This window comes from Allobacillus halotolerans (genome assembly GCF_018967645.1).
Classification (GTDB): Bacteria; Bacillota; Bacilli; order Bacillales; family Alkalibacillaceae; genus Allobacillus; species Allobacillus halotolerans.
In genome coordinates this window covers 100,919-120,504 of record NZ_JAHLZF010000002.1, presented here as the reverse complement: position 1 = coordinate 120,504, position 19,586 = coordinate 100,919, and the positions used below count along the sequence as shown (strand labels likewise).

21 protein-coding genes are annotated in these 19,586 nt (G+C 40.9%); 6 read left to right on the top strand and 15 right to left on the bottom strand.

Features of this window, described 5'->3' with window-relative positions:
* Positions 1–75 precede the first annotated feature (75 nt).
* Positions 76–1,215: an ion transporter gene (locus KQ486_RS02260; protein WP_311379120.1), complete on the top strand. Its 1,140-nt coding sequence runs from the start codon at positions 76–78 to the stop codon at positions 1,213–1,215.
* A gap of 156 nt (positions 1,216–1,371) precedes the next feature.
* On the opposite strand, the gene KQ486_RS02255 is transcribed toward KQ486_RS02260, so the two are convergent.
* The 9 genes from KQ486_RS02255 to cysK all read right to left on the bottom strand — a co-directional run bounded on the left by KQ486_RS02255 (position 1,372) and on the right by cysK (position 10,059).
* Positions 1,372–1,653, bottom strand: coding sequence for a hypothetical protein (locus KQ486_RS02255; RefSeq protein ID WP_216686660.1), 282 nt, complete (start codon positions 1,651–1,653; stop codon positions 1,372–1,374).
* Positions 1,654–1,771: 118 nt separating this feature from the next.
* Positions 1,772–2,389: a spore coat protein gene (locus KQ486_RS02250; RefSeq protein ID WP_216686659.1), complete on the bottom strand. Its 618-nt coding sequence runs from the start codon at positions 2,387–2,389 to the stop codon at positions 1,772–1,774.
* A gap of 110 nt (positions 2,390–2,499) precedes the next feature.
* On the bottom strand, positions 2,500–3,291 hold the full coding sequence (gene thiD / locus KQ486_RS02245; RefSeq protein WP_144161263.1) for a bifunctional hydroxymethylpyrimidine kinase/phosphomethylpyrimidine kinase: 792 nt from the start codon (positions 3,289–3,291) through the stop codon (positions 2,500–2,502).
* A gap of 258 nt (positions 3,292–3,549) precedes the next feature.
* Positions 3,550–4,380 carry a phosphate ABC transporter ATP-binding protein PstB gene (gene pstB, locus KQ486_RS02240; RefSeq protein WP_216686658.1) on the bottom strand — a complete coding sequence of 277 codons (831 nt, stop codon included), beginning with the start codon at positions 4,378–4,380 and terminating at the stop codon, positions 3,550–3,552.
* A 15-nt stretch (positions 4,381–4,395) separates the two neighbouring features.
* A complete protein-coding gene (gene pstA / locus KQ486_RS02235; RefSeq protein WP_216686657.1) occupies positions 4,396–5,280 on the bottom strand; it encodes a phosphate ABC transporter permease PstA in 885 nt (294 codons plus the stop codon).
* Position 5,281: 1 nt separating this feature from the next.
* Positions 5,282–6,184, bottom strand: a complete 903-nt coding sequence (gene pstC / locus KQ486_RS02230; protein ID WP_375713319.1) for a phosphate ABC transporter permease subunit PstC — start codon at positions 6,182–6,184, stop codon at positions 5,282–5,284.
* Between the two features lie 164 nt (positions 6,185–6,348).
* Positions 6,349–7,350 carry a PstS family phosphate ABC transporter substrate-binding protein gene (locus KQ486_RS02225; protein ID WP_216686655.1) on the bottom strand — a complete coding sequence of 334 codons (1,002 nt, stop codon included), beginning with the start codon at positions 7,348–7,350 and terminating at the stop codon, positions 6,349–6,351.
* A gap of 358 nt (positions 7,351–7,708) precedes the next feature.
* Positions 7,709–8,962, bottom strand: coding sequence for an MFS transporter (locus KQ486_RS02220; RefSeq protein WP_375713316.1), 1,254 nt, complete (start codon positions 8,960–8,962; stop codon positions 7,709–7,711).
* Between the two features lie 167 nt (positions 8,963–9,129).
* Positions 9,130–10,059 carry a cysteine synthase A gene (gene cysK, locus KQ486_RS02215; RefSeq protein WP_216686653.1) on the bottom strand — a complete coding sequence of 310 codons (930 nt, stop codon included), beginning with the start codon at positions 10,057–10,059 and terminating at the stop codon, positions 9,130–9,132.
* Between the two features lie 137 nt (positions 10,060–10,196).
* Between cysK and kynA the strand changes: the two genes are divergently transcribed.
* Positions 10,197–11,024 (top strand): tryptophan 2,3-dioxygenase, encoded by an 828-nt coding sequence (gene kynA / locus KQ486_RS02210; RefSeq protein ID WP_216686652.1) that lies wholly within the window; start codon positions 10,197–10,199, stop codon positions 11,022–11,024.
* Here the strand turns inward: kynA and kynB are convergent.
* Positions 11,019–11,645 carry an arylformamidase gene (kynB, locus tag KQ486_RS02205; protein WP_216686651.1) on the bottom strand — a complete coding sequence of 209 codons (627 nt, stop codon included), beginning with the start codon at positions 11,643–11,645 and terminating at the stop codon, positions 11,019–11,021. The two genes, kynA and kynB, sit on opposite strands and share 6 nt — an antisense overlap.
* Before the next feature lie 31 nt (positions 11,646–11,676).
* Positions 11,677–12,960, bottom strand: a complete 1,284-nt coding sequence (gene kynU, locus KQ486_RS02200; protein ID WP_375713315.1) for a kynureninase — start codon at positions 12,958–12,960, stop codon at positions 11,677–11,679.
* Positions 12,961–13,116: 156 nt separating this feature from the next.
* On the opposite strand from kynU, the gene KQ486_RS02195 reads away from it, so the two are divergent.
* The gene (locus tag KQ486_RS02195) at positions 13,117–13,752 is read left to right on the top strand and encodes a lytic transglycosylase domain-containing protein (protein WP_246569103.1); all 636 of its coding nucleotides are present in this window, start codon (positions 13,117–13,119) and stop codon (positions 13,750–13,752) included.
* On the opposite strand, the gene KQ486_RS02190 is transcribed toward KQ486_RS02195, so the two are convergent.
* From KQ486_RS02190 to rarD, 3 genes are all read right to left on the bottom strand, one after another.
* The gene (locus KQ486_RS02190; protein ID WP_216686649.1) at positions 13,744–14,019 is read right to left on the bottom strand and encodes a hypothetical protein; all 276 of its coding nucleotides are present in this window, start codon (positions 14,017–14,019) and stop codon (positions 13,744–13,746) included. The genes KQ486_RS02195 and KQ486_RS02190 overlap by 9 nt on opposite strands.
* Before the next feature lie 30 nt (positions 14,020–14,049).
* Positions 14,050–15,246, bottom strand: coding sequence for a methionine gamma-lyase (megL, locus tag KQ486_RS02185; protein WP_216686648.1), 1,197 nt, complete (start codon positions 15,244–15,246; stop codon positions 14,050–14,052).
* A gap of 166 nt (positions 15,247–15,412) precedes the next feature.
* Positions 15,413–16,312, bottom strand: coding sequence for an EamA family transporter RarD (rarD, locus tag KQ486_RS02180; RefSeq protein WP_212369228.1), 900 nt, complete (start codon positions 16,310–16,312; stop codon positions 15,413–15,415).
* Positions 16,313–16,437: 125 nt separating this feature from the next.
* On the opposite strand from rarD, the gene KQ486_RS02175 reads away from it, so the two are divergent.
* Both KQ486_RS02175 and KQ486_RS02170 read left to right on the top strand, forming a co-directional pair.
* A complete protein-coding gene (locus KQ486_RS02175; RefSeq protein ID WP_212369231.1) occupies positions 16,438–16,725 on the top strand; it encodes a HesB/YadR/YfhF family protein in 288 nt (95 codons plus the stop codon).
* A gap of 20 nt (positions 16,726–16,745) precedes the next feature.
* Positions 16,746–17,192 (top strand): hypothetical protein, encoded by a 447-nt coding sequence (locus KQ486_RS02170; RefSeq protein WP_216686647.1) that lies wholly within the window; start codon positions 16,746–16,748, stop codon positions 17,190–17,192.
* A 49-nt stretch (positions 17,193–17,241) separates the two neighbouring features.
* Here the strand turns inward: KQ486_RS02170 and KQ486_RS02165 are convergent, their stop codons facing one another.
* Positions 17,242–17,466, bottom strand: coding sequence for a hypothetical protein (locus tag KQ486_RS02165; RefSeq protein ID WP_216686646.1), 225 nt, complete (start codon positions 17,464–17,466; stop codon positions 17,242–17,244).
* A 128-nt stretch (positions 17,467–17,594) separates the two neighbouring features.
* Here KQ486_RS02165 and typA point away from each other — a divergent pair, with 128 nt between their 5' ends.
* Positions 17,595–19,424 carry a translational GTPase TypA gene (gene typA / locus KQ486_RS02160; protein ID WP_216686645.1) on the top strand — a complete coding sequence of 610 codons (1,830 nt, stop codon included), beginning with the start codon at positions 17,595–17,597 and terminating at the stop codon, positions 19,422–19,424.
* The last annotated feature ends 162 nt before the right edge of the window (positions 19,425–19,586 follow it).

Genomic DNA, 19,586 nt, shown 5'->3' with positions numbered 1-19,586 from the left:
ATTTTAAGTAGTCGTTACAGTATGAAAACGTGTTGGTGAGCGTTGAGGGAGTGCCTGACTGTTCAAAGGATTGGTTTGAACGTTCAAACGTTCGCGCTAACCGTTCAAAGCATCGTGCTAACCGTTCAAAGCATCGCGCCAATCGTTCAAAATATCGCTCTAACCGTTCAAAATATCGCGCCAACCGTTCAAAGCATCGTACTAACCGTTCAAAGTATCGCGTTAACCGTTCAAAGTATCGTGCTAACCGTTCAAAGTATCGCTCTAACCGTTCAAACTAGCCCGCTAACCGTTCAAACGACCCTGCTAACCGTTCAATCCCCATCCCAAATGTACAAATTTAGCACAAACATTTCTCCAAAAAGACAGCCTGTTTATGATAAAATAAAACAGGCATTATTAAAGTGGGGGATTGGATTGCAAACATATAGTAGAAAGATTGTAGAACATCCATTGTTTCAACCGATTGTAATTGGCATCATTTTATTGAATGCCATATTTGTCGGAATCGAAACATACGGAAGTTTATATGAAAAATACCGAGAGTGGTTTTTGACGTTTGATATTATCGTATTGATTTTGTTTACAATTGAAATTATTTTAAAGATGATTGCAGAAGAGAAAACCTTACATTTCTTTAAAGATAATTGGAATGTCTTTGACTTTCTCATTGTTGCGGCGAGTTATGTCTTTATCGGGTCACCATTTATCACCGTATTACGGATTTTACGTGTGTTGCGTGTCTTTCGTACGATTTCCGTCATACCATCTCTTCGAAAATTAGTGAATGCTTTGTTGATGACCTTGCCTTCTTTAGGAACCATCATGTTACTGTTATTCATTGTATTTTATATTTTCAGTGTCATCGGTACGATGCTCTTTCAGGATGTCAGTGCGGAATACTTTGGTAATCTGCAGCTGACGGCGTTGACGTTATTTCAAATGATCACACTGGAATCATGGGCAAGTGGTGTCATGCGTCCAGTCATGGAAGTTACCTCTTGGGCGTGGATTTATTTTGTGGCGTTTATTCTTGTCGGTGCTTTTGTCGTGCTTAACCTATTCGTCGGAGTCATTGTCAATAACTTTGAAAAGATCGATGCATGGGAGAAGGAAGAAGAGGATGAAGCAGATCAACAAATTGTCCGCGGAGAAATCGCTGAATTAAGACAGGAAATTCGAGAGTTAAAAGAATTGATCAAAGAGAAAAACTAGAGAAAATCTGAGAAAAAAGTTATATAAAAGATGAAAACCCGAACGATTTAATATCAAATAAATCGCTCGGGTTTTTATTTGACTGGCGCTTCATCAAAACACTTCGCTTGCCGCGGGCTGCGTGTCCGTTTTTTCCATTATAAAAGTTATATGGCATTAGAGTCCGACAATTAATAGGCAAACTCCTGCTTGGGACTTAACTTTAGCAGTGAGCAGCCGAACTCCAACAGTGAGCGGTACGACTTCATCAGTGAGCAGCCGAACTTCAGCAGTGAGCGGCTCAACTTCAGCAGTGAGCGGCTCAACTTCAGCAGTGAGCGGTACGACTTCAGCAGTGAGCAGCCGAACTCCAGCAGTGAGCGGCTCAACTTCAGCAGTGAGCAGCCGAACTCCAGCAGTCAGCAGTTCAACTTCAGCAGTGAGCAGCTGAATCTGCAATTACTTGACCACAGGCGGCTACGTGTTTTAATTCTACTTCCTATACGCTTACGTCATTATTATTTAAACAACTGTCTTTTACATCAAAATTTATCTTTTATCCTATCATCTTTTTACATTAGTGTTGCTGAGGATTCGGTATAGTTGTGAAGCTGTTCAGTAATTGTGTCATCGATTGATCATCAAATTGAGGAACTTGGTAGTAGTTCCGATCATTTTGATACAAGAATAACTCATAAGCCATTTCACACAAGTTCGGTACGCTATCTTGCAAGACGCGGCGCATAACCGGGTTCGTTGCTTCCAATGCAGATGTCGTAAATGCTGTCGCACATGCTTTAATATGCCCCATCATATAACTTGAGTAATTTTGCTCATTCAATGATTGAGGAGATTGCTGTGGTTGCGTTGGTTGGCTAGGACTCAGGCCATATGTGACATCATTTGAAAGTTCAAAGTTATACGTCGTGGTTGGTTGCTGTGGACGCGTTCCGGATTGATACGTATTGACCATCGTGTTATACAATTGATTCAGGAACTGAGTTTGTCTTGATAAAATACTTTGCAGCTGTTCACACTGAATGTTCGGTTGGTACATTTTATAGTGCTCCAGTGTGCCAGTGAGTGTGGACAACGTTTCATGAACATCCATGATTTCATGTGCGCCATGACTTTTGTTTGCAGCTAAGTTGCTCGAATCTTGCATTTGGCTGTTCGGATTTTGTTGCTGTTGCATGAAAGAATCCTCCTTTGTGTAAAGTACAATCATAAGGTGGTTCTTTCAGCGTGGAATTATTCATAAAAAAACTGCCCTTAAATGTTTTCATTTAAGAACAGTTCGTTATATTATTTACGGTTTGCGTATTGTTTAACAGAACCGACGTACTCATTCAGTTTTTCTGCACCATTGATCGCGTGATAAACGAATTGTTTTGCAAACTCAACAGCTTCAAGCGGAGACTTGCCGTTCACATAAGAGCCGGCTATGGCAGAGGCAAAAGTACAGCCTGCACCGTGTGTATAACAAGGCTTAATGACTTCGCCCTCTAACACAATGAGTTCATTGCCGTCGTAAAAAACATCAATAGCTTTGTTTTCGTCTACATCCGAGCCACCTTTAATGACAACATTTTTGGCGCCAAGATCATGAATTTTCTTGGCTGCTTCCTTCATATCATCAACCGTTTTCAATAAAGGCATTTCTGTCAATTGACTAGCTTCGAAAAGATTCGGTGTTGTAATGGTGGCTTTTGGAACAAGGATCTCCCGTAAAGCAACCGCATTCTCTGGATGGACGGGTTCATCGACGCCTTTACAAGCTAAGACAGGATCAACCACAGCTTCAAGATTATATTTATCGATGGTATCTGCTGCCAATTGAATGGACTCAGTTGTTGGAATCATCCCTGTTTTCATTAGGTCCACACCAACACCATCCAAGATCGTGCGAAGCTGTGCTTTTACAGTGTCAATCTCAATCGGATAGACATCGTGCGCCCAGTTTTCAGGATTTTGCGCAACCATTGTTGTCAAAGCGGTCATCCCATACACACCTAGTTCTTCCATTGTTTTCAGGTCTGCTTGAATACCTGCACCGCCACTTGTATCGGATCCAGCCATAATTAAAACTTTTTTCATTTCGTTCTTCCCCCTTGGTATGTGTAGCTAGATTTCTACAGACGGGAAAAATGACGAATTAATCGGTTAACGTATCATTTTCTAAGTCTGAAAAATTGATGCTTAACTAACGAATAATATTATTTTACACGTTTCACTTTATATTGACAAATAGATGATACGGAAAAAATGTACCCTCTAACTTAAAGTTGATTGCAATGCAAAATGCCCATAAAGCAAAAGCTTCATGAGCGGTTGAAAAATGGACTCGGTTGGATATTATCCGAACCGACCGTTGATATAATCCATTGTTCGGGAATCTTCAGGCTCGGTAAATAGCTCTTCGGTTTTACCAAACTCAACGACTTCACCGTTTAAGAAGAAGGCTGTTTGATCGGAAATACGTGCTGCTTGCTGCATATTGTGTGTGACGATCACAATGCTATATTGTTTTTTTAATGATTGGATAAGTTCTTCTACTTTTGTTGTAGAGATTGGATCTAGTGCAGAAGTAGGTTCATCCATTAAGATGACTTCAGGTTCAATTGCAAGACAACGAGCAATACATAATCGTTGTTGCTGACCTCCAGATAAACCAAAAGCATTGTCCTTTAAACGTTCTTTTACTTCATCCCAGATGAATGCGTCCCTAAGACTCTTTTCGACAATCTCATCGAGAATCCTCTTCTTCTTAATTCCGTGGATTCGTGGTCCATACGCCACATTATCATAAATGGATTTCGGAAATGGGTTTGGTTTCTGAAATACCATCCCGACATCTGTACGCAAAGCTTCGGCTGAATAGTCATTACTTAAAATATTACTTCCTTTATAATGGATATCACCTTTCGTTTGAACAGAGGGGATGAGTTCAACCATGCGGTTTAAGGTTTTGATAAATGTTGACTTCCCACAGCCCGAAGGACCGATAATCGCTGTGATACTTTTCTCAGGGATTTCAAGCTCAATATTTTTTAATGCTTGCGTTTCTCCGTACCATAGATTTAAAGATTTGGTTTCAAATATCTTTTCATTCTCCAATTCATTCTGTTCCTTTGATTCTTTCTTTTCAATCTCCGGAACAGCATATAATTGTGTTTGAACAGCCATACATTGGTCTCCTTTCTAAAAACGATGTTGGAATTTATTACGAATGTAAATCGCTATTGAATTTAGGATAAACAGCATTAACAACAGGATGATGATGGAAGCAGCAGCCAGATTAGCATACTCTTCAACGAGTGCTGCATCCAATGTCCAGTAATAGATCTGCATCGGAAGCGCTGTGAACCGATCCATAAATCCACCTGGAAATGGAATCAGTAATGCAGGAATACCTAATACGACAAGTGGTGCTGTTTCTCCGATTGCACGTGATAAAGCAAGAATGGAACCTGTCAAAATACTCGGCAACGCGGTTGGCAAATCAATGTTTCGAATGGTTTGCCATTTGCTGGCACCTAATCCATACGATGCTTCGCCAAGTGTTTGAGGGACAGCACGCAAAGCCTCTTGAGAAGAAACAATGACAATTGGCAAAATGAGCAGGGATAAAGTCAAGCCACCAGCCAATACCGTACTGCCAAAATCCATCAATCGAACAAACACGGTCAGTCCAAGAATTCCATAAACAATGGAAGGTACACCTGCAAGGTTGGCAATATTGGTTTGAATCAAGGAATGAACTCGCCCTTTCTTCGCATACAGCTCAAGGTAAATGGCAGCACCCATACCTAGGATTAAGGTGAAAAAAATGACGACTAGCATCAACCAGAACGTTCCGAGAATTGCACCCATAATTCCTGCTTTTTCAGGGTCCATGGATAAATGCCCTGTTATAAAGTTCCAATCAATCCAAGCGAAGCCTTGTGAAACAGTGCGTATTAATAGAATTGCCAATACGACTAAGCCGGAGAGAGTAGCTCCAAGAAAAACATATTTGAGAATACTGTTAAGCCTTAGGCGAAAATTAATTCTCTTCCTTACTTGTAAACGATCGATATATTGCATTTTAATATTCCTCCCTGAAACGGCGGGCTATTTTTTTGGCGAGTAAATTCATTAAAAATGTCATTGTAAATAGCGTCAGAGCAACAGCATAAATACTGTAATAAACAGTCGTTCCTGCTGCGGCATCACCACTGGAGACTTCAACAATATACGCAGTCATCGTTTGCATCGATTCTGTAACATCGAAAGAGAAATTTTTCGTACTACCACTCGCAATCGTGACAATCATCGTTTCACCAATCGCTCTTGAGATTGCCAAGACAAATGACGCAACAATTCCGGAAATGGCTGCAGGGATGACGACTTTGATTGCCGTTTCTAACTTCGTTGCGCCTAATCCATAAGCGCCTTCTCGCATTGTATTCGGAACGGAAGTCATTGCGTCTTCCGATAACGAAGCAACCATTGGAATAATCATGATTCCCATGACAAGACCAGGGCTTAGAATATTCGTCAATTCGATTTCTGGCCATATGGATCGTAGTAATGGAGTGACGAAAGTAAAAGCAAAGAACCCATAAACGATTGTTGGAATTCCAGCCAACAACTCCAGCATCGGTTTTAATAATTTACGGACGCGATCACTCGCATATTCGCTTAAGTAAATCGCAGCCATCAAGCCAATAGGTCCGGCGACGACCATGGCAATCATCGTGGACAAGAGCGTACCGCTTAATAATGGTAGCAACCCAAAGGATGGGTTTTGACTTAACGGTTTAAGATTTGTACTCGTGAAAAACTCCGTCAACGATACACGTTGGAAGAAATGGACAGCTTCTGTGATGAGTGTATACAAGATAGCAATTGTCGTTAGCACGGACACAGCTGCGAATAAAAATAAGATAGTGGGAACAATTTTTTCAAAAACATTTTTAAATGAAGCTGTTGATTTCTTTTCTTTCATTAACTGCTTCGTTGAAAGGTTTGCAGTGTTAACGGACACATTTTTTGTCGTCATGATGATGAACCTCCAATCGAAAAAAAAGATGGGAACGATGAGAGGGAACAGTTGCCTCTCATCGTTCAATCAATGGGGGTAAAACAATTTATTAATCAGTTAAGATTCTTCTACTTTAGCTCTTCCAATTCAGACTTTAGTTGTTCAGCTTCTTCATCCGGAATTGGAGCAAAACCAGCTTCACCTGCTACATCGTTTACTGTATTCATTACGTAAATCGCATAGTCTAGTACTTGTGGTTTCTCTTTTGCATGGTTCATATTCAAATAAGTGAACACTGGACGGGTAAATCCTGCATAATCACCATTTTCATCAATCGTGTCTAAAGATGGTTCAACAGGGCCATCTCCGAAGTCAATGCTGACAGCTTGTACTTGATCTTTATTGTTATCGTAGTAACCGAAGCCGAAAAACCCAATGCCGTTTTTGTCTTCTGAGATTAAGTTAACTAACTGAGAATATTCTTGTTGTAAATTGACATCATCTCTTAAATCTTGCTCACCCATGATCTCTTCATAGAAAAATTCATAGGTTCCATGGTTTTCATTTGGACCATACGTTTGGATTTTCTCATCCGGCCAATCAGCGTTAACATCAGACCAAGTTTCAATACCGCCATCGGCTAAGAAAATGTCGATGACTTGTTGTTCTGTAAGTTCCGTTGCCCAATCGTTTTCTGGATGTGTGACGATGGTTAAACCGTCTAGGGCGACTTTCAGTTCTTTCACTTCAATATTCAATTCTTCAGCTTTCTCTTTTTCTTCCGGTTTGATTTGTCGAGACGCATCGTTGAAATCTGTTCCGTCTTCAATTAAAAATTTCTCAAAACCTGCGCTCGTTCCTGCGCGACCTACTTCAACGGAAACGCCTTGTTGTTCATTCGTCATGTAATTTTCAGCAAGTAAGGCCATTAAGGGATAAACCGTGCCTGAACCATCAACGACGACGCTACCTTCAATGTCTTCGTTTGTAGCTGATTCTTCGTCTGAAGAGCCTGACGTATCAACCTCTTCAGCGTCGCTTTCTTCTTCTGAATCACTTCCGCAAGCTGCTAATGCAACAAGCAATAATACGAATCCTGACAAAATAAAATACTTGAGTGATTTCTTCATTTGTAAAACTCCCCCTCTGGATATGTTTTATTCGTCTTACAAATTCATCATAGTTCGTATTCTTAGAAATGTCTGTAAAGTTCATGTAAAGAAATCGTTAAGAGTTTGTAAATCGCTTTTATAGCAAGGGTTGAAGCGGTTTTTTATAGAGGATTATCGGCGATTTTTATGCTTTTTTCGATAAATTTTCATAGAAAAATTGAGGAGAGAATAAGGATAGTTAGCGGAAAAAATGTTTGATTGACCCGAAAAAATGAGAGGGGGAGTGGAGCGTTCGATTGCAGAGAAAGTATCAAAATTTAGGACACATAAAAAGAAGCTCCACCCCCGATATGAGGATGGAGCTATTTTTGAAAGACTAGTTATTTTGGTTACGAAGTCTTGTGCTTGCTCGAACAGTACTTTTGGATTTTGCTTCGCTTTCTTTCCACTTCGTGAATAGTAAAGCAAAGCCACTGAGAATAAGAAGTGCGCTAGTTATGATAAATACAAAACTGATGCCATAGAAGCCGGCGACGACGCCACCGAGCACGGGGCCGATGACGTTTCCGAGGAAGCGGAGACTTGTGCTATAACCAAGAACTTCTCCTTGGATGGCAACCGGTGCAGCTTGTCGAATATAAGCCATTCGAACAGGCATAATTCCACCTAAAGTTACACCGAGTAAAAACCGGATAATGACAAGTTGCCAAACTTCTGTAACAAAGGCGCCTGGCAAATAGACAATTCCAGCTAATACGAGCAAAAGAATAATGATTTTTTCATAGCCGACTTTGTCTGCAATCATTCCCCATTTTCTCGTCATCAGCAAATTCCCCAGTCCGGTGATGGAAAAAGCAATCCCAGAAATAAAGGCCAAATTCGCAGGTCCATTCAATTCACTCACATAGAGTGCCAAAATTGGCTGGACAGAAAAGTGGGCGATTTGAATGAACATGGAAATGACGATGACCATGATCAACATCGGTTTGCTGAAAATGTGCTGAAGCACTTCTTTTTTTGTATAGGATGTTTTTGTGGACTCTTCATCTTCTACACGCTGCTCTTTCACACCGAACGTTACGAGAAAGCCGGAAATCAACATGATGAGAGCAGTAATCATGAAGGCCTGTGAGAAGCCGACCGTATCGGCAAGCATGCCACCAAGTAGTGGTCCCATCAATGTTCCTGTAACGTTCCCTGTTTGAAGCGTACCTAAGACTCGACCAGAGATGTTTTTCGGGGTTTGTGTAGCAATTAATGCTTGCGATGTTGATATGAAGCCTGCAAAAACACCCATGAAAAATCGCAGAATGAACAGTTGGAGAACTGAATCAACGATTCCCATCAAAAATATACTACCGGCGAGCCCGAATCCCATAATGGCTAAAATTGGCTTTCTGCCAAATTTGTCACCGAATCGTCCCCAAAAAGGGGAGAAGGCAAATGCTGTTAAGAATGTAATGGCAAATACCCAACCAGACCAATTACGTACATAGGTTTCTGAGAAGTTACCGAATGTTTCTATATAAAGAGATAGAAACGGCATTACCATCGTCATGCTACCAGCAATAAAAAAATTGGCGAACCACATGATCGCCAAATTCCGTTTTGCTTGTTTGTCTTGATCCAATGTACATCCTTCTTTCATTTTATTTCGATACCCGTTTCTTTCGACTATCTAAATAATAGCAAACAATGCAAACCGAGTCGATTGATTTGCTCACTGTCCCCCGGGGAACGAAAAAACCCCCCAGCAAATAGTTTGCTGAGAGGTATAGCCTACGTTATTAGCTTTTATTAAAAATCGAATAAATCACCAGAAAGATAACGTTCTCCTGTATCAGGAGCTAAGCAGACAACGACTTCACCAGGATTTTTCCGTTTAGCAACTTCAATGGCGGTATACACAGAAGCACCTGAAGATGGACCGACCAAAATGCCCTCTTCACTCGCTAAGCGACGTGTCGTATCGTATGCTTGATCGTCTTCAATTAACATGATCTCATCGTAAATATCTTGGTTTAAAATTGGCGGAATGAACCCTGGGCTTGTTCCGACTAATTTATGCTTTCCTGGCTTTCCACCAGTCAAAACAGGGGAGCCAGCTGGTTCAGCGATATGCACGGTCACATCAGAGAACATTTTTTTCAACTCTTCACCTGTTCCGGTGACTGTTCCACCTGTTCCCGATGTACAAACGAAAGCGGAAAGAGGCTTACCTAGCTGTTCCATTGCTTCTTGAATTTCTACAGCTGTTGTTGTTCGGTGAGCATCTGAGTTCGCTTCATTTTCAAATTGCATTGGCATAAAGCTATTTGGTGTTTCTTCAACGAGTTGCTTCGCTTTTTCAATAGCCCCTGGCATTTTTTCATCACCTGGTGTCAAAACAACTTCAGCGCCATAGGCTTTCAATAAATTGATGCGCTCTTTTGTCATCGTATCAGGCATTGTCAAAATTGCTTTATATCCACGAGCTGCAGCATTCATCGCAAGCCCGATTCCTGTGTTTCCGCTCGTCGGTTCGATAATTGTTGAACCTTCTTTTAAGTGACCGGCTTTTTCAGCTTCAAGGATCATATTAAAGGCTGCCCGGTCTTTTACACTTCCACTTGGATTAAACAATTCCAACTTCACGTAAACATCCGCACCATTTTCGGGACTTAATTTATTCAATTTGACAAGCGGTGTATCTCCGATTAAATCGGCAATATTATTTACAACTCGCATGCTGATTCACTTCCTTTTCTTTTGATAAGCTTTAATCCTAGTTTACCAATAGACTTTATTATAATTCAACTGATTGAACCGACAATATCTCTTCTTATACAGTATGATAAAATAAACAGAAGAAGGAGGCGAACGATATGGTGTTTGAAAACGAGAAAGAGATTCATACAGATTTTAAAAAACGAATGACTTATGGTGATTATTTATCATTGGATTCTATTTTGACGAGTCAGAACCGTTTATCTGACCACCATGATGAAATGCTTTTTATCGTGATCCACCAAGTAAGTGAACTGTGGATGAAGTTAGCACTTCACGAAGTAAATGCAGCAATCGAGGCGATACAGCAAGAAGCCTACCAACCATCGTTTAAAATGTTGGCTCGCGTATCTTCCATTCAACGACAGATTATCCAAGCGTGGGACGTCCTTGCGACAATGACGCCTTCTGAATATATGGAGTTTCGTGATTATCTTGGCCAAGCTTCCGGATTTCAATCCTATCAATATCGTATGCTCGAATTTGCACTTGGTTATAAAACAAAACATGTGTTAAAAATTTATGAAAAAGACCCAGAACTTCATAAAACTTTACAAAAAGCTTATGAAGCACCAGGTCTTTATGATGTCAGTATTAAAGCGTTGGAGAAAGAAGGCTTTGAAATTGATCAAGAAGTTTTGACACGCGATGTCAGAAATTCCTATGAAGTCAATGAAAGTGTGCAACGTGCTTGGGAAAAAGTGTACCGCGACACGGAACGTTACTGGAACTTATATCAGTTAGCCGAGAAATTAGTCGATATTGAAGACGCTTTTCAACAATGGCGTTTCCGGCACATGAAAACCGTTGAACGGATCATTGGCCACAAAAAGGGAACAGGCGGTTCTTCGGGTGTCGGTTACTTGAAACAAGTGCTTGACCACTATTTCTTCCCAGAACTATGGAGTTTACGCACGACGCTATGATTGGCCGATGGTCTCCAAAATCGCACGAACAGGGCTTCCATCCGCACCTTCGATGAATAGTGGCAATGCGGTTAACCGGTAATCACCTGGCTCGACTGCAGACAAATCAAGCCCTTCTAAAATATGAATATAATTTTCTTCCAATGCATGGTGCATATCGAGTGTTTTACTGTCTAATGGGTCAACAGAAGGCAAGTCAACACCGAGCAATTCCACCCCGTGACGATTCAAGTATTCCCCTAAACTCGGATCTAACTGGGGAATTTCTTTTGGAAAAGTGGATGGGTCCGACCATGCGTTGGTTTTTAACAACAACCGCTTCGTCTGTGAAAAATCGACGAAAGCTAAATCCTCAGGTTTAATTATCCATTTAGTGGAAACATCAACAACTTTTGCTCTTCCAATGAACAACTCAAGTGGCAATTGATCGATTGTCGTTCCATGCGAATTAAAGTGGAAAGGAGCATCAACATGTGTTGCTGTATGGCAACTTGATGCGATTTGACCGACGTTAACGGACCCAGTCTCTTCCTTGGACCATGTTAGGTCATAAGAAAAAGGTCTGTCTCCAGGCCATGTCGGTGTATGGGCATTCAACTTTCTAGAAATATCGATAATCATGGAATTCCTCCTCTAAACTGTATCCGAATCGTTATGCAATCGTTCCACGCTCGTTAGGAAAAGCTTTATATGTTTCATTTTCCATAATAAACTGCAATCGTTCAACCGCTTCGTAAATATCGGCATAAGACGTGTAAAACGCTATTGGCGCAACCCGCAGAACGTTCGGTGCGCGGAAATCAGGTATCACGTTTTGTTCTTTTAAGGCTTTCGCTATTCTTGCGGCTTCTGGATGTTCCAAACAAATATGGCCACCACGATGTTCATCTTCAACTGGGTTCCCAAGCTCGAAACCATAAGCCATTAATTTTTCTTCAACAAGCGCCATCATATAACGAGTCTGTTGCAATGATTTTTCACGAATTTTTTCAATTCCGCCGGCTTCCTCAAATAGCTGTAAGGATCCAATCAATGGGGCGACACTGAAAATATGCGGCGTTCCAATTTGGTAAGCACCAGCCGTGTGAGCTTTTGTAAACGTATGCTCCATATCAAATTGACGGTCTTTATCCGAACCGAACCACCCCGTCAGGCCAGGGCGCTTGTCCAAATGTTTTTCGTGAACAAATAAACCGGCAACACCACCAGGACCACTGTTGACATATTTATAATGGCACCAATACGCAAAATCTACATCAAGATCATGAAAATGATGTGGAATCGCGCCGACCGAATGGCAACCATCCCAGCCAATAGGAATCCCACGCTCATTCGCTGCTTTAGTCACCTTTTCAATATTTAATAGTTGACCGCTTCGATAAAGGACTGTCGGTAAAATAATCAACGCAACCTCATCACTCATCGATTCAATAATTTTGTCTTCGTCAATCGTCCGGCCATCCTCACTCTGCACTTGAATGAGGTGCTCGTCAGGATCATAACCATGCAATAAAAGCTGGCTTTGCAATGCATAAATATCAGAAGGGAAATTCAACTCATCTGCTAAAATTTTTGTGCGCTTTCCTTCAGGTCGGTAAAAAGTAGCAGCAAGTTGATGCAAGTTCGTTGTCGTCGAACCCGTCACGATGACTTCTTCTGGTTTGGCCCCAATCAATGAAGCCACTTGTTTTCCTAGATTTTCAGATAAATAGTACCAAGGGTATTTCCCTTCAGACCAGCCATCAATGCCAAAATTCTTCCAAGAATCAATGACCTCGTTCAATGTATCTTCTGCGCGTTTTGGCATTAATCCTAAAGAATTTCCATCTAAGTAAATTTGATCTTCTTGCACATAAAATTCTTTTTTCATATCACGTAAAGCATCTTGTTGATCTAATTTTTCAGCGTACTCTTTTGTCGGTTGAACCATTTTCATACCTCCTATGACTACGTTAAATATATCATATATTTCGTTAAAATTTAGCGTTCATGAATGAGAAAGTGAGTCTGTTAAGAAATGTATTAAGGTGGCGAATGAAGTTTGTATTTGTGGTATGATAGAAGTATTAACTAGTTAAAGGTAGTGAAGACCATGCTAGAGTCTCGACTATTTGAAATGATGATGAATTATCGTCAGGCAACTTCCAGAACGAATCATTTTTCTTCGGTCAATCAACCGGGAAATCACACGTCAACCGGTCAATTATTTCAGCAACTTTTTTCTACATATATGCAACCAAGTAGCAACCAATCGCTTTACTTAAATCAACCGAGTTCTCAACAATCTGTATTCGCTGTTGGTCAACTGCCGTATACACATCAGACGACACCGATTCCAACGATGAATGAAAGTGACCAGAAGGCGAGCCGATTCGAGGAGTTAATCCAACAAGCAGCAGAGAAATTCAATGTCGACATCTCATTGATTAAGCGTGTCATTCATGCCGAATCTAACTTTAACCCGAACGCAGTCAGCCACGCTGGAGCTTCTGGTTTAATGCAACTGATGCCTGCTACCGCACAAAGCTTAGGCGTTACAGATTTATTTGACCCGAAACAAAATATAGAAGGTGGCGTCCGCTATTTAAAAGATATGCTGAATCGCTATGATGGGGATGTCACACTTGCCCTAGCTGCCTATAACGCAGGTCCTGGAAACGTTGACCGCCATAACGGCGTGCCACCGTTTGAAGAAACACAGAAATACATCCAGAAAATATTAGGATAAGACACGTTCGCTTTGTGGCGAACGTTTTTTTATTGGATTTTTCTTTAACGTTAAAGCCTCGCGAAATAATGTTGAAGGTCCGTGAATTAACCCTGAAGCCACGCGAAATAACCCTGAAGCCGCACGAATAAACACTGAAGCTTCGGAAATTAACCCTGAAGCCGCACGAATAAACACTGAAGCTTCGGAAATTAACCCTGAAGTCACACGAAATAACACTGAAGCGCTACAATCGATTGTCTTGAATAAATCTAAAAAAGGACCCATAGATTGACTATGAGTCCCCCCGTGATTTATTTATGAAGTATGAGCGTGTTCGCCAACATGATTTAAACTTGCTTGTAAATCTTCCCAAATGTCCTCCCAATTTTCTAATCCACAAGACATCCGGATCAGTGAATTGCTTATACCCATTTTCAATCGTTCCTCTTCAGGGATGACTGCGTGTGTCATGGTCGCAGGGTGTTGAATAATTGTTTCAGCGTCGCCTAAGCTGACGGCAATTTTCATAAAGGTCAATCGATTTAACAATGCTTGAGCCTCTGCTTTATCGCCATCAATCTCAAATGAAATGACGCCGGCACCTTGACTCATTTGTTTTTTAGCGATGTGGTAATCGGGATTGTCTGGATCAAATGGATAAAATACTTTCTTCACTTTTGGATGTTCCTTTAGCTTTTCGACAACCTTTTCAGCGTTGGAAGAATGGCGATCCATCCGAAGCGGCAAGGTTTTCAACCCTCTTAATAATAGCCAAGCGTCGAAAGGTGAAATGACTCCGCCTATATCTTTTTGCGTCGTCATTGCAACATCACTAATGAAATCCTTCTTACCGACAACAATTCCAGCAATCACATCACCATGACCACAAATATATTTCGTTGCACTATGAATGACGATGTCACAACCTAAATCTAGTGGTCGCTGTAAATAAGGTGAAGAGAATGTATTATCAACGACAACAGGGATCTCATACTTGCGAGCGACACGGTCAACCATTTCTAAATCAATGATTTTCATCGTCGGATTAATTGGCGTTTCGATATAAATACACGTTGTATTTGGCTGAATTGCTGCTTCGACTTCTTCTTCGGATTCCATAGAAATAAAGTCCGAACTAATTTGATATTTTTCATTCATCATATCCAACAAACCAAATGTACAACCATATATCCCTTTCGAACATAGAATGTGATCATTTGCTTTCGTCAGCTTGACTAACACAGCAGAAACCGCAGCCATTCCTGATGAAAATGCTAAAGCTGCTTCGCCGTTTTCCAACAAAGCCATTTTCTCTTCTAATATGTTAACTGTCGGGTTTCCAAGCCGTGAATAAATATAGCCTTCTTCCTCACCCGCAAATCGACGCTCTCCTTGTTCAGCGGACTCGAATGTATACGTTGATGTCTGAAAAATAGGAGCGGATAAACTGCCAAGAAAATCTTTTGAATCATAACCGTGATGGATGACTTCTGTTTCAAATTTTCGTTTCATGAAAAACTCCTCCTCGTACCCTTTTTGTATAGTATAACATATTTTTGTAAGCGCTTTCTTGTGTTTATAAAAATAGTGTTCGGCAGGGTTAGTGTAAGTAATCTTTAAATAGGGAAAATGAAGAAGGGGATGCATTCACAACCGCCTCAAAGGTTTTCATATTTAGTTATGTCGTTAAGGCTCTTTGTTGGCGCTTTCCCCGATATCTTTCATACGTGTAAAGAATTAAGCCGACCCAAATGAATAGAAACGTTACAGCGTGAACATATGTAAAGGTTTCATTGAGTAAGAACACACCGATCAGTAACATGATCGTTGGGGCAAGGTATTGCAAAAAGCCGATTAACGAAAGAGGAATTCGTTTCGCTCCTTGGGCGAACAATAATAGTGGAATTGCCGTGATGGCACCCGTTCCAAATAAAAAGAGTCCTATTAAATCGAAAGAAAACGATCCCGCGCCATTCCATTCGATAACGGAAAGATAAATGAGAGCAATAGGAGTGATGAACATCGTTTCAATTCCTAACGCAAATATCGGATTCAAGTCAGCGACCTTTTTCAAAAACCCATACAATCCGAAAGTCATCGCTAGAACGATTGCCACCCACGGAACCGAACCAAAATGAACCGTCATGAAGCTAACGCCGATGAAGGCAGAGAAAACGGCTATCCATTGTAAAGGTGATAATTTTTCTTGTAAAAAAAGAATACCTAAGACGACATTGAACAGTGGATTGATATAATAGCCAAGACTCGCATCTAAAACATGCCCAGCGTTGACAGCCCAGATATAGGTTACCCAATTTAAACTAATTAGAATGGAAGCAACTAAAATGCCAAGCCATCTTTTCCAATAGGAAAAAACATACTTGGATTCTTCCTTGAATAGCTGCCACCGTCGGATAAACAGAATGAAGCAAAGCATAAAGACAAACGACCAGATGACTCGGTGAGCTAAAACTTCCCATGCAGGTACGGATTCAACTAGCTTCCAATAGAGTGGAAGGAATCCCCAAAGCAAATATGCAGAAAATCCATATAGGATGCCTATTCTTTCTTCATTCATTTAACTGTCCTCACTTTATCGATTTAAAGCAATCGTAAATCAATTGATTGAATTTTTCAACACGTTATTTTGTTGTTACTAGAGGGAACATTCGATACACTGAATATATTGAAGGAGGCTAACCCATGCAAATTTATATCACCGATGAAGCAGTTGATTGGTTAATAGAAGAAATGGACTTAGAAGCAGGAGATCAAGTCAGGTTTTTTCCAAAATACGGAGGAGACAGTGCGTTTCAACAAGGGTTCTCAGTCGGTATGGGGTTAGAAACGGCACCGACACCGGAAACAATCGTTGAAAAGAAAGAGATCACTTTTCAAGTGGATGAAAAAGATGCTTGGTTTTTCGACGGAAATGATTTAGAAGTAGTCGTGGAAAATGATGAAGTTAAATTTGAAAAGAAAGATGACTGATAAGTGAGGAGGTCTAAAAGGTGGAGTGGACAAGGGAAGAAGCGTTCGATTTCTTGAAAGAATTGTATGACGATCAAATAATGCAGCAAGAAAAACGCCGTGTATTTAAAATGCTCCATCGCCAACTGTATGAACGACTGGATGACTTGGCAATCAATCAAGCAATCTCTGAGAAAGCGGAGAGACAGTTATATCTTTTTAAAGAATTTACGTTTATGCCAGGTGACAACATTTTTCAGTCGATGCGTTATTTGTTTTTGATTGCGCGTGGTGAGATGGAAATTGATCGTCAGTTGACAAGAAAACATCTTCAAAGAGTATATCAATCACTATTTCAACCTGCAGCACTTAAAAACCCAATCATACCTGAATCATTTTGGGAAACGCCATTGGGAATTGCTTGCCAGATTGCTGAGAATGGCGTCGAAGCCGTCTATCCGTTATTGACGGAAATGAAGGAGTCATAAAGATGAGAGAATAATGATTTTGGCGGACATCTGGCGGCTGTGCAATAACTTATCCATCCGCCCTGATAGTCACGTGGAGCCGCCCAACAAACGGTTGCAGCCGCTCGACGAACGCGTCCAACCGCTCGACAAACGCGCCGAACCGCTCAACGAATGAGTCCAACCGCTCGACGAACGCGTCCAACCACCCGTCAATCGGCGGTTTTTTTTGTGCGTTAAATTGCCATTCAAAATTGATACGTGTTAAAAGCTTCAGAGTGTGGAAAATAAGCATATAAGAGTGTCAACAGGAAAACACTTTAAATAGATTTGTCATTCACATAAAAAAATAATTTTGATTATTAGGTATTCACCACATATTGTGGTAAAATAGAAAAGTTGAAAAGAACTAGGAGGAATGATATGCAAGTCTCAAAAGATATCCGCAATATCGCAATTATTGCACACGTCGATCACGGAAAGACGACGTTAGTTGACCAGTTACTACATTACTCAGGAACATTTAAAGAACATGAGCACATTGATGAACGTGCCATGGACTCCGATGACATTGAAAAAGAGCGTGGAATTACAATTTTAGCTAAAAATACGGCTATTAATTATAAAGATACTCGAATCAACATTATGGATACACCTGGACACGCCGATTTTGGTGGCGAGGTCGAACGGATCATGAAAATGGTTGATGGGGTGCTTCTTGTGGTCGATGCCTATGAAGGCTGTATGCCACAGACACGCTTTGTGTTAAAGAAAGCATTGGAGCAAAAGCTTCAACCAGTTGTTGTATTGAATAAAATTGATCGTCCGAATGCTCGTCCGGATGAAGTCGTTGACGAGGTTCTTGACCTATTCATCGAATTAGGTGCAGACGACGAACAATTGGAGTTTCCGGTTGTTTATGCATCAGCGCTTCAAGGTACATCTGGAACCGAATCAGATGAACTACAAGAGACAATGGACCCTGTGTTTGAAACCATTATGGACCACATCCCAGCACCGAAACAAGATATAGACGGGCCATTACAATACCAGATTACATTGCTCGACTATAACGATTATGTCGGCCGAATCGGTATCGGGCGAATTTTCCGTGGACGTATCAAAGTGGGCGACAGTGTTTCTCTAATCAAAAAAGACGGCACAGTGAAAAATTTCCGTGTCACAAAATTATTTGGCTTCCTCGGTTTGAAACGAACAGAGATTCAAGAAGCGCAAGCAGGCGACATCGTTGCAATTGCCGGCGTTGAAGATCTGAATGTAGGGGAAACGGTCTGTGACCAGAATCATCATGACCCACTACCTGTTCCACGTATTGATGAGCCAACCTTGCAGATGACTTTTGTCGTGAACAATAGTCCGTTTGTCGGAAAAGAAGGAAAGCACGTCACTTCTCGTAAAATTGAAGAACGTCTTTTGACGCAGTTAGAGACGGATGTCAGCTTACGCGTCGAGCCGACAGATTCACCTGATGCATGGAAGGTTTCTGGGCGTGGAGAATTGCATTTGTCCATTTTGATTGAGAATATGCGCCGCGAAGGTTATGAACTTCAAATTTCCAAGCCAGAAGTTATTATCAAAGAAATTGATGGCGTGAAATGTGAACCGATGGAACGTGTTCAAATTGATGTACCGGAAGCATACACCGGAGCGGTCATGGAATCATTGGGTGAGCGAAAAGGTGAAATGCGAAACATGGAAAACCAAGGGAATGGTCAAGTTCGGTTAGAGTTTAACGTACCATCCCGAGGATTGATTGGATATTCCACTGAATTCATGACACAAACGCATGGTTATGGAATCATTAACCATTCATTTGATCAGTACGCACCGTTCATTACCGGACGTGTAGGTGGAAGACGCTCAGGTGTCCTTGTGGCACAGGAACGTGGAAAAGTGACAAACTACAGTATTTTGGCATTGGAAGATCGTGGTACGATTTTCGTTGAGCCAGGAACCGAAGTTTATGAGGGTATGATTGTAGGCGAACATAACCGTGAAAATGATTTGACGGTTAACATTACAAAAGAAAAAGCTCTCACAAACGTTCGTTCAGCGAACAAAGATAATACCGTGAATATCCGTAGTACACGACAGCTAACCTTAGAAGAAGCGATTCAGTTCTTGAACGACGATGAGTATTGCGAAGTTACACCAGATTCAGTGCGACTCCGTAAGAAAATCTTGAATAAAAACGAACGTGAACGTGATCAGAAACGTGCCAAAAAAGCATAAAAAAATGAAAAAAATCTCTTGCTGAAAAGCAAGGGATTTTTTATTTCAAAAAGTATAAATTTCATTCAAATGAAACCAAGCCGTTAAACAACATGAGTCTTTCGCCATTGTAAAGAAGCACATGTCTTAGAAATTAGCGCCAGAAGGTAAGGTCCTTGGTCC

Coding starts and splice junctions, on each gene's coding strand:
- KQ486_RS02165 (WP_216686646.1), bottom strand. CDS start 17,466: ATGCTTATTTTCCACACTCTGAAGCTTTTAACACGTATCAATTTTGAA.
- typA (WP_216686645.1), top strand. CDS start 17,595: ATGCAAGTCTCAAAAGATATCCGCAATATCGCAATTATTGCACACGTC.
- cysK (WP_216686653.1), bottom strand. CDS start 10,059: ATGCGAGTTGTAAATAATATTGCCGATTTAATCGGAGATACACCGCTT.
- KQ486_RS02225 (WP_216686655.1), bottom strand. CDS start 7,350: ATGAAGAAATCACTCAAGTATTTTATTTTGTCAGGATTCGTATTATTG.
- pstC (WP_375713319.1), bottom strand. CDS start 6,184: ATGAAAGAAAAGAAATCAACAGCTTCATTTAAAAATGTTTTTGAAAAA.
- kynU (WP_375713315.1), bottom strand. CDS start 12,960: ATGAAAATGGTTCAACCGACAAAAGAGTACGCTGAAAAATTAGATCAA.
- rarD (WP_212369228.1), bottom strand. CDS start 16,312: ATGAATGAAGAAAGAATAGGCATCCTATATGGATTTTCTGCATATTTG.
- KQ486_RS02250 (WP_216686659.1), bottom strand. CDS start 2,389: ATGCAACAGCAACAAAATCCGAACAGCCAAATGCAAGATTCGAGCAAC.
- megL (WP_216686648.1), bottom strand. CDS start 15,246: ATGAAACGAAAATTTGAAACAGAAGTCATCCATCACGGTTATGATTCA.
- KQ486_RS02195 (WP_246569103.1), top strand. CDS start 13,117: ATGCTAGAGTCTCGACTATTTGAAATGATGATGAATTATCGTCAGGCA.
- pstB (WP_216686658.1), bottom strand. CDS start 4,380: ATGGCTGTTCAAACACAATTATATGCTGTTCCGGAGATTGAAAAGAAA.
- pstA (WP_216686657.1), bottom strand. CDS start 5,280: ATGCAATATATCGATCGTTTACAAGTAAGGAAGAGAATTAATTTTCGC.
- thiD (WP_144161263.1), bottom strand. CDS start 3,291: ATGAAAAAAGTTTTAATTATGGCTGGATCCGATACAAGTGGCGGTGCA.
- kynA (WP_216686652.1), top strand. CDS start 10,197: ATGGTGTTTGAAAACGAGAAAGAGATTCATACAGATTTTAAAAAACGA.
- KQ486_RS02190 (WP_216686649.1), bottom strand. CDS start 14,019: ATGGGTCCTTTTTTAGATTTATTCAAGACAATCGATTGTAGCGCTTCA.
- kynB (WP_216686651.1), bottom strand. CDS start 11,645: ATGATTATCGATATTTCTAGAAAGTTGAATGCCCATACACCGACATGG.
- KQ486_RS02175 (WP_212369231.1), top strand. CDS start 16,438: ATGCAAATTTATATCACCGATGAAGCAGTTGATTGGTTAATAGAAGAA.